Source organism: Marinobacter sp. 1-4A (assembly GCF_016597725.1).
GTDB lineage: Bacteria > Pseudomonadota > Gammaproteobacteria > Pseudomonadales > Oleiphilaceae > Marinobacter.
Genome location: NZ_VCGY01000002.1, coordinates 311703 through 328399, shown reverse-complemented (window position 1 = coordinate 328399; position 16697 = coordinate 311703). Strand labels below are relative to the sequence as shown.

The following is a 16697-nucleotide window of genomic DNA, read 5'->3' as shown; positions in this document are numbered from 1 at the left end:
AAACCGCCATGTTGCCGTTTCGCGTCGTCGACCGTGTGAAGTTTATTGTTGAGCGACAACTAGTAAAAGGTGCAGGCTTCCAGCTGCTAGTGGTGGGTATTTTTATTGGCCTTATCTCGCTGATCGGGGGGCTGCTGGTGGTTCCGCAGGGTGGTGAGTTTGATGATCCGGGCTCTGCTGTCTGGTGGGCTTTTCTTCGCCTGACCGACCCCGGTTATCTGGGTGACGATGTAGGCACCTGGCAGCGCTTTGTCTCTACACTGCTGACTGTTAGCGGGTACGTGGTGTTTATGGGCACGCTGGTCGCAATACTGACGCGCTGGCTGATTGCCAAAATGGCGGATCTCGAACGTGGCCTCACTCCGGTAACCTTAAAAAACCATGTGGTCGTGTTGGGCTGGACCAGCCAAACCCTGCCTTTGCTTGCTGAGTTGCTGGGCTCTTCCGGTCGCATGCGTCGGTTTCTGGAAAAGCATGATACCCAGAAGCTGAACCTCGTCGTTTTATCTGAAGATGCTTCTGCGGAGCAGGTTCACGAACTGCGTGCAGAGCCGGGTATTGGTCGTCGGGCTCGTCAGATCATCCTGCGCTCTGGCTCTGCCATTCAACCGGACGCTTTGCACCGTGTCGCTTGTCTTGATGCGGCTGCGGTTATCGTGCCCAGTGCCGTGTACGAGGCGGGCAGCCTGGTCACCTCGGATGTAGAAACCGTTAAAGCGCTGCTTTCGATTGCGGCGCAGGCGCGCCAGTATCAGGCGCCTTTGCCCTTTGTGGTGGCTGAGATTCAGGATGTCCGAAAACTGCCCGTGGTAGAGCGGGCCTATCCCGGCGCTGTGGAGGTGGTCGCGGGCAACGCCACCATCAGTCGCCTGATGGTGCAGAACGTGTTGCACCCGGGATTATCTGAAATCTATAACGAACTGCTTACGGCCGGTGCGGGCAATGAAATTTATGTTCGCGGTGGTGAGACGGTAGCGGGTTTGTCTCTTGGTGAGCTGGCAGCCGTCCGCCCGAATGTTATCGTGCTTGGCCTGCTTCGCCGCAGTGGCCAAAGTTGGGATATTCGTCTGGCAGCGCCCTCCGATACGCGCATCGAAGCTGAAGACCGGGTTGTAATGATGGCCAGAGACTATTCCGAAACCGATGCCGACCCGAAAGCACAGGCTTTGCCGCAGATAAATCGTAGCGAAGCGAAACGTTCCGTGCGTGGGGAGGGTCTGGAGGGGCGCCGCATACTCTTGCTGGGTTGGAACCGCCGGGTGCCAAGTTTAATGGCGGAGTTCGCCAGTTATGGTCCGGGCCAGCCGGTACTGGATATCGTCTCTGTTGTATCCGCATCCGAGCGTGAACAGGCGCTTAACCGTTATGCCGCTGGCAAATCGCTTGAAGGCTATAGCCACATTGAAGCGGACTACATGGTTGAAGATGAATTGCGCCGGATCAATCCGGCTGGCTACGACACGATTATACTGCTTAGTAGCGACCGACTGGCCTCTGGAGAAGAGGCCGATGCACGAACCATGGTGGGCTACCTGCAGCTTGAAGACATATTGGCGGAGGCCTCCGGGCGACCCCAACTCATTATGGAGTTGAGTGACCCAGACAACCGGCAACTGCTCTATGGCCACCAGAGCGAAATGCTTATAAGCCCGATGATTCTCAGCCACATATTGGCTCAGGTGGCCTTGCGCCGGGAACTTAGGGTGGTATTGGATGAGCTGTTCACCGTTGGTGGCGCCGAGATCCGGTTTCGGGATCCAGAAGATTACCCTTTGCCAGCAAGTGCTGATTTTCATGTGCTGGAAAAGGTGCTGGCAGCGGAAGGCGAAGTGGCGCTTGGTGTATTTCGCGCTACTGCAGACGCCCGCGGTAGGCATCTGCTGATAAACCCTCCGCGCAGGCAGTATCTGGAGCTGCAGGTTGGCGATCGGCTTGTGGTCTTGTGTCAGTCTTGAAGCTTGGCCCGTTGCAAGGTTGTTTGGCTAAGTTGTGTGCAGTCATTGTTGGTATTCATTGAGAAAATGCTGAAAATAGATCATATAAATTTCAATTATAAATCCTAAGCCATTAAAGTACTGCCAACGCCGTAAGTAGCCCGGTGTTTTCCCCGGGTACCATTCACTAATTTTTTCATCAACACACTGAGGATCGAGCTCATGCCTTACGCAAAAGACGTCGATAGCATTGCTTCCATTGTGAAGCAAAACCCGACTTGGCACGCCATCAACCCCAAGCACGCCGCACGTATGCGCGCCCAGAACAAGTTCAAGACTGGTCTGGACATCGCCAAGTACACTGCAAAGATTATGCGTGAAGATATGGCTGCCTACGATGCCGATTCTTCCAAGTACACCCAGTCTCTGGGTTGCTGGCATGGTTTTATCGGCCAGCAGAAAATGATCGCTATCAAGAAGCACTTTGGTAACACCAAGCGTCGCTACTTGTACCTGTCTGGCTGGATGGTTGCCGCTCTGCGTTCCGAGTTTGGTCCTCTGCCTGACCAGTCCATGCACGAGAAAACCGCTGTTCCTGGTCTGATCGAAGAACTGTACACTTTCCTGCGTCAGGCTGATGCATGGGAACTGAACCACCTGTTCCGCGATCTGGAAGCTGCTGAAAAAGCGGGCGACAGCGCCAAGGCTGCTGAGCTGACCAAGCAGATCGACAACCACGAAACTCACGTTGTGCCCATCATTGCAGACATCGACGCCGGTTTCGGTAACGACGAAGCAACCTACCTGCTGGCCAAGAAGATGATCGAAGCGGGTGCTTGCTGCATCCAGATCGAAAATCAGGTGTCTGACGAGAAGCAGTGTGGCCACCAGGACGGTAAAGTAACCGTTCCTCACGCCGACTTCCTGTCCAAGATCAACGCTGTTCGTCTGGCGTTCCTTGAGCTGGGTGTGGACGACGGTGTTATCGTTGCTCGTACCGACTCTCTGGGTGCTGGCCTGACCAAGCAGATCGCTGTAACCAACGAGCCGGGAGACCTGGGTGACCAGTACAACAGCTTCATCGATGGCGAGTACATCGAAGACGCTTCCCAGATCGAGAACGGCGACGTTGTAATCAAGTCTAACGGCAAGCTGCTGAAGCCTAAGCGTCTGGCTTCTGGCCTGTTCCAGTTCAAAGAAGGTTCTGGTGAAGATCGTGTTGTTCTGGACTGCATCACTAGCCTGCAGAACGGCGCCGACATGCTGTGGATCGAGACTGAGAAGCCTCACGTTGGTCAGATCGCTGCCATGGTAAACCGCATCAAGGAAGTTGTTCCCGATGCCAAGCTGGTTTACAACAACAGCCCGTCCTTCAACTGGACTCTGAACTTCCGTCAGCAGGTATTCGATGCCATGCAGGAAGAAGGCAAAGATGTTTCTGCCTACGACCGCGCCAAGCTGATGAGTGCAGAATACGACAACACCGAGCTGGGCAAGCTGGCTGACGAGTGGACTGCTAACTTCCAGCGCGACGCTGCACGTGAAGCGGGTGTATTCCACCACTTGATCACTCTGCCGACTTACCACACTGCGGCCCTGTCTACCGACAACCTGGCTAAAGGTTACTTCGGCGACGAAGGCATGCTGGCCTACGTTAAAGGTGTTCAGCGTGAAGAGATCCGTCAGGGTATCGCCACTGTTAAGCACCAGGACATGGCTGGTTCTAACATCGGTGACGACCACAAGGAATTCTTTGCAGGTGATGCTGCGCTGAAAGCCGGTGGTGCTGATAACACTATGAACCAGTTCGGTTAATTGAACGGTTAATAGCACCCCGCTCCCGGAGTTGTTCCGGGAGCATAAAAACCCCGCAACTGGAGACAGTTCGCGGGGTTTTTGTTTTGGGCTTTGCTATATTCAGTTACCTCTAAAGGAATAGGAGATCAACCTTGAGTATCGAGCAAGGCATTGTATTTGCGGTGCTCGGAATCACACTTGCCATGTTTGTGTGGAACCGCCTGCGCTTTGATGTGGTTGCCATGCTGGCGCTCTTGGCGGTGGCAATAACCGGATTGGTGCCCACGGAGGAATTGTTTGCCGGTTTTGGCCATCCTGCTGTGATCACTGTGGCTGCGGTACTGGTGATCAGTCAGGGCTTGGTGAATGGAGGTGTGGTAGATAATATCGCACGTCTGCTAGGTAAAATTGGCCACAGGCCCACACTGCAGGTGCTTACCCTCACCAGCGTGGTTGCGCTTTGCTCCGGGTTCATTAACAACGTTGGTGCGCTTGCGCTGCTGATGCCGGTGGCTATCTGGATGTCGCGGGAAGCAGGGCGCTCGCCTTCATTGCTGCTAATGCCGCTGGCTTTCGGTTCTTTGCTCGGCGGCACCATGACACTTATCGGCACCCCGCCCAATATCATCATTGCCTCCTATCGCGAAAGCGGCAACTTTGGGCTGTTTGATTTTGCCCCTGTAGGCGTGGCGATCACGCTGGCAGGTATTGCCTTTATTACCCTGATCGGCTGGCGTTTTACGCCCCGCAGGGAAGACAACTCTGCTGGCAGCAAGCTGTTCAGTGTTGGTGAATATGTTACCGAGTTGCGTATTCCGGAAGACTCCCCCCATGCGGGCGGAACTTTGCACAGCCTGATAACGAGTGCCGGAGACGAACCGGACCTTGTTGTACTTGCTTTGATTCGTGGCGAACAGCGCCATGCTGTGCCTTCCACCTATAAAATCATGCGCGAAGGTGACGTGTTGCTTGTTGAGGCCGACACTGAAAGCTTGCAAACGTTTCTTGATAAAACAGGTCTGAAGCTTGCACATCAGGATATGGACAGCAAAGAGGCGGACGGCGACAGTGAAGGCAGCAGCCCTGAAGCCGCAACGGAATCAGCCGAACCGGAAAGCAAAGACGATGAAAAAACAGCCTCCGTTCGGATGGAGAAAGGCGAACTGCATCTTGTGGAGGCGGTTATCGCGCCCGAGTCGTCTTTGGTAGGGCAGACGGCGAACCGATTGAAGTTGCGGGAGCGCAATCAGCTGAACGTGGTTGCCGTGGCACGGTTGGGTTATCGCTTGAAGCGGCGTATAGGCGATATCAGGTTCAATGCTGGAGATATATTGCTGGTTCAGGGTTTTGAGGATTCTCTGGCTGGCACTCTTGCAGAGTTGGGTTGTTTGCCGCTTGCAGAGAGAGGGCTGCGCTTAGGGTCTCCGCGCAAAACCGCAATGGCATCAGGCATCTTTTTCGCCAGTATTGTTGCAATTGTTGCCGGTCTACTTTCAGCACCTGTGGCGTTGGTGGCCGGGGCAGTTGCCATGGTGCTGGTTAAACTCATATCTGCGGCGGAAGCCTACAAGTCTATAGATTGGTCTGTGATTGTGTTGCTGGCGGCTATGATACCGGTGGGGCAGGCCATGGAAACCACGGGTGGAGCCGGGTTGATAGCCGCCCAAATGTTGGCTTTGGGTGAGAACCTTTCAGTTGTGTCGGTATTAGTCATGATACTGGTGGGCACAACGCTGTTATCCAACGTAGTAAACAATGCGGCTGCCGCTATTGTGGTCGCACCTATAGCGCTTAGCTTGGCAAATGAACTGCAGATACCTTCGGATGCGGTATTGATGGCAGTTGCCGTGGGTGCTTCCTGCGCCTTCATGACGCCCATAGGGCACCAGTCCAATGCTTTGGTTATGGAGCCCGGAGGTTACGAATTTGGCGACTATTGGCGTTTGGGTTTACCCCTTACGGCCATAGTTACGGTGGTTGCGGTGCCGGTTATTATGCTGGTTTGGACATGACCGTTTAAAAATGAAACAAGTTTGGGGAGCCACGATGGAAGCGGAGCACATGCACAAGGCAGAATTGCTGGCGGCGCTTGCGCACACGCGACTAAGAACGCGAGAACTCATTACATCATTGAGTGAACAGCAGCTTGAGGTACCTTATCACCCAGGCGTGAACCCACCGCTGTGGGAAATGGGCCACGCTGCTTTTTTCTATGAAGTGTTTGTGTTCAATCTTCTGGATGGCGATGCCAGCTTTGACCCTTCCATGGATGATTTATGGGACTCCTTCCATATTGATCACCGGGATCGCTGGCGCAACGATCTGTTTCCCGGCCTTGAAAAAACCTTGGCCTATTTTGATCATGTTTACGACAAAATGGCGAAGCGGGTTGAGCTCAATCCGCTGACAGACCGCGAGCTTTACCTATATCGTTACGCCATTTTTCACCAGAACATGCACATAGAGTCGCTAGTGTGGTGCCGCCAAACGGTTGGTTACGCGCCGCCACCAAGTGCAGACTTCAAACGCTCCGCACCGGGTGAACTGCAAGCCACCAGTACAGCGCAGCGTGATGTCATTGTTCCCGCCGGTAACTGGTACATTGGCATGCCGGGGGACTCGCCGCAGTATGCCAAGGAGGATTTTGCTTTCGACGCGGAAAAACCCCGCCACCTAGTGCGTTTGGGTGAGTTTGCGATTTCCCGTTATCTGGTCAGCAACCGTGAGTTTATGGCGTTTGTAGAGGATGGTGGTTACCAAAAAACCGAGCTTTGGTCGTTTGGTGGCCAGAAATGGCTGAGAACAGAGGTTGATGTGGCGCTGGTTCACGGGGTGTCAGCCCCTAAGCTGCAAACACCTCGGCACCCGCTTTATTGGCGCTGGAATGATGGCCAGTGGCAGGAGCGCTTGTTTGACCGTTGGCAGCCGTTGAATCCGAACGCCCCAGTCACTCATGTTAGTTACTGGGAGGCAGAAGCCTACTGTCGGTGGGCGGGGCGGCGCTTGCCTACCGAGCAAGAATGGGAGGCCGCAGCGCTTGGGAATCGCGAAGGTGAGCCATTCAGCAAGTACCCTTGGGGCAATAAGCGTCCTGATGCCATGCATGCAGATATGAATGCCAGTGGAATGGCGCAGAACCCGGTAACAGACTATTCCGAGGGTGACAGCCCTTTCGACTGCCGCCAAATGATTGGCACAGTGTGGGAGTGGACCAGCAGCCAGTTTTTGCCGTATGACGGCTTTCGCATAGACATGTATCCGTTCATGTCCACGCTGCAGTTCGGGGACCACAAGGTGAGCAGGGGTGGCAGTTGTGCCACTTCATCCAGCTTGATTCGTGGCACCTACCGTCAGGCATATCTGCCCGAGAGAAACGACGTATACACCGGCTTTCGTACCTGTGCTTTGCCCTGAGGCAGAGTTCAGCTTGCCTTGTCTGAAACCGGTGTTTGTGAGGTAACCGGGGCCCTTTCAAGAAGGTGACTAGCCAAGGCCACACCGGTTTCGCTCATGGTGAGGTAGGCATCGTCCGCACCGGCTTCACGAATGCTCTTTGCTTCGTCTTCGAACATAGTATGCGCAACAATATAGCCAGTATAACCGTGCTTGCGCAGCTTTTGCGCTGCGATAAGCTTTGCCTCTATGTCGCTCATGGCAAGAATGACCGCTTCCAGAGCGGGCATGTGCAGTGCTTCCCAAAAGGTTTTGTCTTCAGCATCGGCGTAAACCACGTTTCGACCCTGCTTTTGGTGTCGCTCTACCTTTGCAAAGTCTGAATCCAGAGCCATCAATCTTGCTTCCGTGGTTTGCAGCCAATCGTAGGCTGCGGTTCCCGTGCGCCCCATGCCCATAACCAGAACCCGGGTGTCACCCAGAGAAACGGGTAACTCGTCTGGATGCCGCTTTTGGCTCTCGAAACCCACAAGGCGATTGCCCAGACGGTCATACAGTGGGTGGGCCAGACGGTTCAGCGGCGCGGAAATCAGGAACGACAAGGCTACCGTTATTGCCAGAGGCACCAACCACTCCGGCAGTGCAATGCTGGCGACGATAAGCCCGAACTCACTGTAGTTGGTAAGCGCCAGCGCTGTGAGGAAGCCACTACGGGCGCGCAGGCGGAACAACAACATGAGGAAGAAAAACAAAATGCCTTTAATGGGCAGCACCAGCGCCGCCACCACAGCAAATATAATGGCGTTGGTGTCTGGCAGGCCGCCGATACCGATTTGCAGGAAGAAGCCTACAAGAAAAATTTCTTTCACGCTCCACAGGGATTTGGCCAGTTCTTGACTGCGCGGGTGGTTCGCAAGAATGGCACCAAAGATTAGTGCGCCCAGTTCTGAGCTAAGCCCGACCGCTTCGAAACCCATACCTCCGAGAACCAGTGCCAACAGCATACCCAAAAGCACCAGCAGTTCATCGTGACCGCTGGCATCCAGAAGTTTGAACAACAAAGGTCGCAACAGGGGCAAACCAAAGATGATCAATGCCCACTCGGAAGGTGTTTGGCCTGCCGCTAGGCTCATCACCAGTAAAGCGATCAAGTCTTGCATGATCAGAATGCCAATGGACACCCGGCCGTGAAAGGCTCTGAGCTCGCGCTTGCTTTCCAATACCTTGGCTGCCAGTACGGTAGACGAGAAGGATAGGGCAACTGCCAGCATGAAGGCGACATACCAGTCTATGTCCATCAGAAGGTAAAGCCCCGGCGTAAACACAAGGCAGGTAATGGCAAAGTGCAGCAGGCTGCCGCCAATGACTTCCGGGCTGATCACCGATTTGAGCTTGAGCTTTAGCCCCACGGTAAACAGCATGAGCAATACACCCAGATGGGCGATGTGAGCCAGAACCGCTGTGGGCTCGGCAGAAATGCCGATAGACGGGTTGGCAGCGAGGCCACTGAGCACGAAGCCGGCCGCCAGATAACCGACCAGTGGCGGCAAGGCCACGGCTTTCATCAAGAGGCCGAGGCCAAACGCAAAAGAAATCCAGATAGCTTCAGGCATGAGAGGTTCTTTCAGGTGTCGCGAATTAACGTGAGTCTAAGGCTACCTTGTTTTCCCCGGTCGTTGAAGACAATAACGACAGAACCTCCTACCCGATTACCTTAGCTGGCTTTTGAAATATAAGCTTTGGCAAACTCAAGGAACAGGCGGGCGGATTCCTCCGGCGCCTCGATCATCGGTGCATGGCCAATGCCTTCCATTATGACCAATTGCGAGTCGGGAATAGCTTGTTGAAAGGCCTCGCCGTTGCGGTAGTCCAGTATGCGGTCTTCTTTACCCCAAACGATGAGCACCGGATCCTCAATGCGGTTTATCGCGTCGCGGAACTCTGATGTGATGCCAACTTCTTTTATAGCGGCAAAGATCACTTTGTTTATTTCTTGGTTGGCGATGGCTTTGTCTTCTAATACGCTCAGTATCGGCCATGGAATAAAAGGCCGTTGTTCCATAGCAAAATCCATAAGACGCTCGAAGTCGCCGGGCTTGCTGGGGATGAGTGGGTTGTCGCCAGCGAGCACCATGCCGACCATTTCGTTCTCGTAGTCCAAAATGCCAGCGGGATCGAACAGGACGGCTGTTTTTATCTGTTCCGGGTAAGTGGCTGCGTACAGAGCGGTAATGCCGCCCCCCATGGAGTTGCCCATCATGTGCATCTCTTTGATATCAAGAGCCTTGAGAATGCGGGCAAGATGGCCAACTTGTTCGTCAATACGGTACCCCAAATCCAGCGGCTTGCTGCTTTCACCGTGTCCGGGCAGGTCTATGATATAAACGTTGAAGTCTTCCGTGAGCTCCCGGGCGATGCGGGTCCAGTTATCTTTATTGGCACCAAACCCGTGCACCAGAACAATGGTGTCACCCTTGTTGGTTTCAGCGTTTTTTAGATAAGCGATGTTAAGGTCGCCCACGGTAATCTTGTCGGCTTCAAGCCCGGCGGCAGAGCGTTCGTAGCCGATGGCGGTTTCATAGATGCTATGGCGTGAGCAAGCGCTTACCATCAACACGGATACAAGTAGAAACATGACAGTGTAGGGGGATTTTTTCAGCATTTGGGCGGTACCAGATTGTTTGTGTTTTAAACCCTATGGGCGAACTCGTTTACATTAACCCATAAAAAAGCCCGGTCATTGGCCGGGCTTAAGCAGACTGAGCGTCGTTACGATTTTTCTCTGGCAATGGCGCGATACGCAATGTCGCTGCGATAAAACGCACCGTCCCAGCTGATGGCTTTAGCGAGCGTGTAAGCTCGGCTTTGGGCTTCTGTGACCGTATTGCCCAATGCCGTTGCGCACAGTACCCGGCCGCCACTAGTTACCACTTGACCGTCTTTTAGGGCTGTTCCTGCATGGAATGCTTTCTCGCCTTCGGTTTCTGTTTCCGGTAGGCCCGAAATAGCATCGCCTTTGTTGTAGCTGCCGGGGTAACCTCCGGCTGCTAGAACAATACCTACGGCGGCGCGTTCATCCCAGTCAGAGCTGCACTGGTCCAGCTTGCCGTCGATGGCTGCCTGGCAGAGCGCGACGATATCTGATTTCATACGCAGTAGAATGGGCTGGGTTTCCGGGTCGCCAAAGCGGCAGTTGAACTCGATGACTTTCGGCGCGCCCTTGGGGTCGATCATCAGGCCAGCGTAAAGGAAGCCTTTGTATGGATGACCTTCTGCTGCCATGCCGCGCACTGTGGGGTAAATGACTTCGTCCATGATGCGCTGATGCACGTCAGCGGTCACTACAGGGGCTGGGGAGTAGGCTCCCATGCCACCCGTGTTCGGGCCGGTATCGCCGTCGCCTACACGTTTGTGATCCTGCGAGGTGGCCATGGGCAGAACATTCTCTCCGTCCACCATCACAATAAAGCTGGCTTCTTCGCCGTCGAGGAATTCCTCAACCACAACTCGGCTGCCGGCCTCGCCAAACGCATTGCCTGCCAACATATCGCGGATGGCGTTTTCGGCTTCTTCAAGAGTCATAGCTACGATGACCCCTTTGCCTGCGGCAAGCCCATCAGCCTTAACCACAATCGGCGCGCCTTGTTCGCGAACGTAGGCTAGAGCTTCGTCTACGTCAGTGAAGTTGCCATAGCCCGCGGTTGGAATATTCTGGCGAGCCAGAAAGTCCTTGGTGAAGGCTTTGGAGCCTTCCAGTTGGGCAGCACCAGCACTGGGGCCGAATACGCGCAGGCCGCGCTCTTCGAAAAGATCCACAATGCCTGCTACCAAGGGTGCTTCCGGGCCAACAATGGTAAGGCCAACTTCGTTGTCGGCGGCAAATTTGGCCAGCCCTTCAAGGTCCAGAACATCAATGTTGACGTTCTCTACACCCGGCTCGCAAGCTGTGCCAGCATTGCCCGGCGCCACAAAAACCGTGTCTGCATCCGGAGACTGAGCGGCCTTCCAAGCCAGAGCGTGTTCGCGGCCGCCACTGCCGATTACCAGAATATTCATATCTTGTTGCCCCGTATGTTTTAAAAAAGAGCTGCCTAAAGAGATTTCGTTAGTGCCGGAAATGGCGCATGCCGGTGAACACCATGGCGATGCCGTGTTCATTAGCTGCGTCGATAACTTCCTGATCCCGCATAGAACCACCAGGCTGAATCACGGCGGTAATACCGGCTTCGGCGGCGGCATCAATGCCATCCCGGAACGGGAAAAAGGCATCCGAAGCCATGACAGAACCTTTCACTTCCAGATTCTCGTCTGCTGCTTTGATGCCAGCAATTTTGGCACTGTAAACGCGGCTCATCTGGCCGGCACCAACACCAATGGTGCGACCCGCACGAGCATAAACAATGGCATTGGACTTCACGTACTTTGCCACTTCCCAGGCAAACAGCAGGTCGTTCAGTTCCTGTTCTGTGGGCTCGCGTGTGGTGACAACTTTCACATCGGCCATCGCAACCATGCCCAAGTCGCGGTCCTGAACCAAGAGGCCGCCCGTTACGCGCTTGTAGTCCATGGATTGGGCGCGCTCACCGTTGAGTTCGCCACAGGCCAACAGCCGTACATTCTTCTTGGCGGAAACCAGTTCTACCGCTTCCGGTGCGATGGTTGGTGCAATAATGACCTCGACAAACTGCCGATCAATAATCGCCTTGGCGGTTTGTGCATCTAGCTCGCGGTTGAACGCAATGATGCCGCCAAATGCAGAGGTTGGATCCGTGGCAAAAGCCAAGTCATAGGCTTGGAGGATGTCAGCACCGATAGCAACGCCGCAGGGGTTGGCATGCTTGACGATCACACAGGCCGGGTCTGCAAACGGCTTAACGCACTCCAGAGCCGCATCTGTATCTGCCACATTGTTGTAAGAAAGCGCTTTGCCCTGAAGCTGCTTTGCCGTGGCAACACTGGCCTCTTTCGGATTACGCTCGGCATAGAAGGCCGCACGCTGGTGCGGGTTTTCGCCGTAGCGCATGTCCTGAACCTTTACGAACTGGGCGTTAAAGGTGCGGGGGAAATCAGCATTGTCGTTGTCCGCGGTGCGGCCACCCAAGTAATTGGCAATGGCGCCGTCGTAGCCAGCGGTATGCTCAAACGCCTTCACTGCAAGGTCAAAGCGGGTGGCGTGGCTGAGGTTGCCGTCGTTATCGTCCAGTTCTTTCAGTACCCGGCTGTAATCCGAGGCGTTAACCACAATGGTTACGTCGTTGTGGTTCTTGGCCGCGGCGCGAACCATGGTGGGGCCGCCGATATCAATGTTTTCAATGGCAGTAGCAAGGTCGCAGTCTGGATTGGCAACGGTGGACTCGAAGGGGTAAAGGTTTACCACAACCATATCTATCGGATTGATACCGTGCTCGCCCATGATGGCATCGTCTGTACCCCGGCGGCCCAGAATGCCACCGTGGATTTTCGGGTGCAGGGTTTTAACCCGGCCGTCCATCATCTCGGGAAACCCGGTATAGTCAGAGACTTCGGTAACGGGAACCTTATGTTCTTTCAAGAGGCGGAAGGTGCCTCCGGTGGAAAGTAGTTCGATACCGCGGACGGTGAGGGCGCGTCCGAACTCGACGATGCCGGATTTATCACTAACGCTGATCAGTGCGCGACGGACGGGGGTGTTAGCCTGGTTTGCCATGGGGTCACATTCTTCACTTGGGGTGAACGAACAAGGGCCTCGCGAAGGGTATCCGGGAGGCCCTCTTCAAGTCAGGGTTTCTCGATTATAGCAGCCCGTACTGCTTGAGCTTTTTACGCAAGGTTCCGCGGTTTAGGCCGAGCATGGTCGAAGCCTTGGTCTGGTTGTTGCGGGTGTACTTCATCACCTGCTCCAGCAAAGGTGCTTCCACTTCAGAAAGTACCAGTTGGTACACCTCTGTAACGGGGGCGCCATCAAGCTGGGCAAAGTAGTTTTTCAGGGCCACTTCAACGTTATCACGCAGGGTAACGGTGTTGCCGCTGCTGTTCACCGTTTGCAGTTGGTGAATATCATCGTTGGCCGGGGCGTTCAGGGTGTTATTTGCCAAAGTCTCAGCGGTCATGCTGCGAATACCTCTCCATTTCGTAAGCCTGAAAAATACTGTTGAATACTGTTTTTCTGCTCTAGCGCATCGTCGAGTGCATTAAAGCAGTTTCGAAACTGTTTGCCGGGGTCGTGTGACTGCAAGTACCAGCCCACGTGTTTTCTGGCAATACGCACGCCCATGAGCTCGCCATAGAAGCTATGTAGGGCATTTAGGTGTTCGCTTAAAATCTGTTCCACTTCGCTCAGTGGCGGTGCCGGAAGGTGTTGCCCGGTTTCAAGGAAATGCAGTATTTCCCGGAAGATCCATGGGCTGCCTTGAGCGGCGCGGCCAATGAGCAGGCCGTCTGCGCCGGTATACTCCAAAACGGTGCGGGCTTTCTCCGGCGATGTAATGTCGCCATTGGCAAACACCGGAATGCCAACGCTGGCTTTAACTTCGGCAATGGTGTCGTACTCTGCATCGCCGTTGTATTTATCGGCTCGGGTGCGGCCATGCACGGCCAGCGCCTGAATACCGATGTCTTCAGCCATGCGGGCGATGGTTGGAGCGTTACGGTAGTTTTGATCCCAGCCGGTACGCATTTTCAACGTAACGGGGATATCCACTGCGCTGACGACCGCTTCCAAAATGTCCCGTACCAGACGCTCGTCTTTCATCAGCGCTGAACCAGCCGCTTTGTTGCAGACTTTTTTGGCCGGGCAACCCATATTGATGTCAATAATTTGGGCGCCTGATTCGGCATTAAGCCGGGCCGCATTGGCGAGCATGTCAGGGTCACCCCCGGCGATCTGCACCGATCTTGGTTCCGGCTCACCGGCATGATCCATGCGGGTTCGGGATTTGCGCGTATGCCAAAGCTTGCTGTCTGCTATCACCATTTCCGAGACGGCCAGACCCGCACCCATTCTGCGGCAGAGCAGCCGAAAAGGGCGATCTGTTACACCTGCCATGGGTGCAACAATCAGCGGATTGGGCAGGGTGTACGGCCCGATTTTTGCCGTCGGCAACATGGTTTGAATCCGTATCACAGCAGAGTAAGCAAAAGTCGGAGCTGTTCGGTTGATTAATAAATAACCGATGGCAGTTCCGAAGGGCGCTAATGATACCGCTGGGGGCACTATGATTGAAGGGGCAAGGGCGCGAAAAAACTGATTATTTTTCGCTCTTTCTGGTTGACTTTTGTTCTACGAGATGGGGGTTGGAGTGTCGGGGTGGTTGTCTCCGGCAGGTAGATTTAAGGCGTGTAAGGTTGGAATATTATGTTGTAGTTAACTGCGTCCCGACCAGGGTCGCGAATACCAATGGCGATGCGCACAGGGGTTTCCACGGGCATGCTTTTGAGCGTTTCGGCTTCGCCAGCAAGATATTCGTCAGGTGTGAAAATACTCTGGGCGACAACATCTCCGTTCAGATTGGAGAAAGTAAGCGCGATGGCCGGAAAAGGTTGCTGGAAATCCGCGCGGTTGATGATGACGGCATCCACCACTAACTGGTTGCGGTTTTCTGGATCGGTACGAACCACAAGTTTGCGGCTTTGAATGGCGTCAACGTTGATTAAAGGCTTCAACTCACAGCCTGCTAGTTCACAGCCCTTTTCATAAAACGGTCGCAATTCGGGTATCGCCGACAGTCGGTCAAACTGGAACCAGGTGATTTGCGCAATTAAAACACCGATAAGGCCAAGCACAATGACCGACCATGCCGCAGTGCGCAGCCAGCCCCTATTGTTGCCACCTAAAGATACCGGCTCGTGCCTGAGGTCGCCGAAAGGTGCTCCAGATGCGAAGCGCTCACCTTTGAGTGGGCGCTCGTGTTCTAGCTCTGCGTCCTGCTCTTGGTCAAAAGACTCAAGTGCTAGGCCCGATTGGTCATCATTGAAAAAGTCCGGTGTGTCTTTTGGCCCCTTGTTATCCGGGGTTTGCGCAGGCGCAGGTTCAGGAGATGGTTGTAGCTCATAGTCCAGCTCCCCATCGGTTTGCTCCTCTGGCTCCGCCTTCACCGGCGGTTTATCCGAATCTGGAGTGGTATCCGCACTTTTTTCCGGAGCATTGTCCTCTCTAAGGATGGCTTCAGCCCAGCTCTCATCGACGCCTTCTGAGATATCGTCGTCGACGGTATCATCTTGTGCGGAGGGAGCTCGGTCGTCGAAACTACGGAAGCTGTCGCTCAGTTCGTCATCCGAAAATGTCAGCTTGGTGCCTGCATAACGACCTTCTTCGGCATCTTCTTCGGGGTTGTCTGCGAAGATGAAGTTGTCTTCGGTTGTGTCGCTGGTGAAACCGCTGGCAGGCTGATTCGGTTGCGTGCCCTCTGGGGGCTTTTTGCTGCTTATGTCAGAGGGCGCTTTCGGAGTGGCAACGGTTGCGCTTGTTACCTTGTGCTCAATCGCATTAAAGACATCCATGCAGTGGCCACAGCGCACCTTACCCTTGGCAATGCCAAGTTGCTCATCGGTCACCCTGAAACGGGTAAGACATTTTGGGCACTGGGTTTGCAGGCTACTTTGGGTCATGCTTCGTTCCTGAAAGCGACTGGGCTACGAACTTGGGAGTTTAGTCTTTAAGGCGGCTTTCGTCATCTGTCGTTGCGCCGTCCGGTTAGGCGTACCCATTCTTCGCGCTGTGCCGGTTCGTCCATAATGAACCAGGGTTCATAGGCCGCCATGACTTCGCGAGCCTGATTCGACAGTATTCCCGAAAGCACCAGATCGCCTCCTTGCTTGGTTAGCGCGGCCAGATGCGGCGCCAGACCTATCAATGGCTGTGCGAGAATGTTCGCCAGCATGACATCTGCCTTGGTGTCCGGCTCATTATCCGGCAGGTAGAGGTCCAGTTTGGATTCGTCTGCGCCGTTGCGTCGAGCGTTCTCACGACTTGCTTCCAGCGCTTGAGGGTCGGTATCCACGCCCACAACGTGGTGGGCACCCAAAAGCAGTGCCGCCAGACCGAGTATGCCGGAGCCGCAGCCGTAATCGGTAACCTGTTTGCCACTCACATCCATGCCATCTAGCCATTCCAGACAGAGTGCAGTGGTGGGGTGCGTGCCTGTGCCAAAGGCCAGCCCGGGGTCGAGCATTAGATTAGCGGCATCCGGGTCTGGTGCTTCATGCCAGCTTGGCACTATCCAGAGGCGCTCGCCAAACTGTAGTGGATGAAAATCATCCATCCAGGCTCGCTCCCAGTCTTTGTCTTCGACCAGAGTAACGTCGATTTCTGAGAGGGATTGCTGGGTTTGCTGGTGCCAAGCGTTGCGTACATCTGCACACAGTTGGTCTATGTCACGGTCGGACTGGAAAAGCCCGGTCACCGTTGTTTGGCTCCACAAAGGCGTGGTGCCGGGGTCGGGCTCGTATAGGGGTTGGTCTGCAGCATCTTCCATGGAGACGGCGTCTGCGCCCATCTCCATAAGCAGATCTTCAAGCTGATCCGCGGTATCGGGATCAGCAGGGATCTGAAGTTGTATCCAGGGCATAAGTCTTCCTGCATTGAGATGCAGGAGG

The 16697-nt window shown here is 54.6% G+C and carries 12 protein-coding genes; 4 read left to right on the top strand and 8 right to left on the bottom strand.

What is annotated here, in order from left to right:
- Positions 1-8: 8 nt before the first annotated feature.
- The 4 genes from FE845_RS05230 to senA all read left to right on the top strand — a co-directional run bounded on the left by FE845_RS05230 (position 9) and on the right by senA (position 7145).
- Positions 9-1955, top strand: coding sequence for a CASTOR/POLLUX-related putative ion channel (locus tag FE845_RS05230; protein ID WP_200362803.1), 1947 nt, complete (start codon positions 9-11; stop codon positions 1953-1955).
- 201 nt (positions 1956-2156) lie between these two features.
- Entirely contained in the window at positions 2157-3749 is a 1593-nt protein-coding gene (locus tag FE845_RS05225) for an isocitrate lyase (protein WP_200362143.1), read from the top strand.
- Between the two features lie 134 nt (positions 3750-3883).
- Positions 3884-5743: an SLC13 family permease gene (locus FE845_RS05220; RefSeq protein ID WP_200362142.1), complete on the top strand. Its 1860-nt coding sequence runs from the start codon at positions 3884-3886 to the stop codon at positions 5741-5743.
- A gap of 34 nt (positions 5744-5777) precedes the next feature.
- Complete coding sequence (senA, locus tag FE845_RS05215) at positions 5778-7145, top strand: selenoneine synthase SenA (protein WP_227714093.1); 1368 nt, start codon at positions 5778-5780, stop codon at positions 7143-7145.
- An 8-nt stretch (positions 7146-7153) separates the two neighbouring features.
- Here senA and FE845_RS05210 read toward each other — a convergent pair whose 3' ends face one another.
- The 8 genes from FE845_RS05210 to prmA all read right to left on the bottom strand — a co-directional run bounded on the left by FE845_RS05210 (position 7154) and on the right by prmA (position 16669).
- On the bottom strand, positions 7154-8737 hold the full coding sequence (locus FE845_RS05210; RefSeq protein WP_200362141.1) for a cation:proton antiporter family protein: 1584 nt from the start codon (positions 8735-8737) through the stop codon (positions 7154-7156).
- Positions 8738-8838: 101 nt separating this feature from the next.
- On the bottom strand, positions 8839-9786 hold the full coding sequence (locus tag FE845_RS05205; RefSeq protein WP_200362140.1) for an alpha/beta fold hydrolase: 948 nt from the start codon (positions 9784-9786) through the stop codon (positions 8839-8841).
- 107 nt (positions 9787-9893) lie between these two features.
- Complete coding sequence (gene purD, locus FE845_RS05200; RefSeq protein ID WP_200362139.1) at positions 9894-11180, bottom strand: phosphoribosylamine--glycine ligase; 1287 nt, start codon at positions 11178-11180, stop codon at positions 9894-9896.
- Between the two features lie 49 nt (positions 11181-11229).
- Positions 11230-12810: a bifunctional phosphoribosylaminoimidazolecarboxamide formyltransferase/IMP cyclohydrolase gene (gene purH, locus FE845_RS05195; RefSeq protein ID WP_200362138.1), complete on the bottom strand. Its 1581-nt coding sequence runs from the start codon at positions 12808-12810 to the stop codon at positions 11230-11232.
- Positions 12811-12895: 85 nt separating this feature from the next.
- Positions 12896-13213, bottom strand: a complete 318-nt coding sequence (gene fis / locus FE845_RS05190) for a DNA-binding transcriptional regulator Fis (RefSeq protein ID WP_200362137.1) — start codon at positions 13211-13213, stop codon at positions 12896-12898.
- On the bottom strand, positions 13210-14205 hold the full coding sequence (dusB, locus tag FE845_RS05185) for a tRNA dihydrouridine synthase DusB (RefSeq protein WP_227714148.1): 996 nt from the start codon (positions 14203-14205) through the stop codon (positions 13210-13212). The genes fis and dusB overlap by 4 nt, the downstream gene beginning before the upstream one ends.
- A gap of 227 nt (positions 14206-14432) precedes the next feature.
- The gene (locus FE845_RS05180; protein ID WP_200362135.1) at positions 14433-15710 is read right to left on the bottom strand and encodes a DUF3426 domain-containing protein; all 1278 of its coding nucleotides are present in this window, start codon (positions 15708-15710) and stop codon (positions 14433-14435) included.
- A gap of 62 nt (positions 15711-15772) precedes the next feature.
- Positions 15773-16669, bottom strand: coding sequence for a 50S ribosomal protein L11 methyltransferase (gene prmA / locus FE845_RS05175; RefSeq protein WP_200362134.1), 897 nt, complete (start codon positions 16667-16669; stop codon positions 15773-15775).
- Positions 16670-16697: the final 28 nt, after the last annotated feature.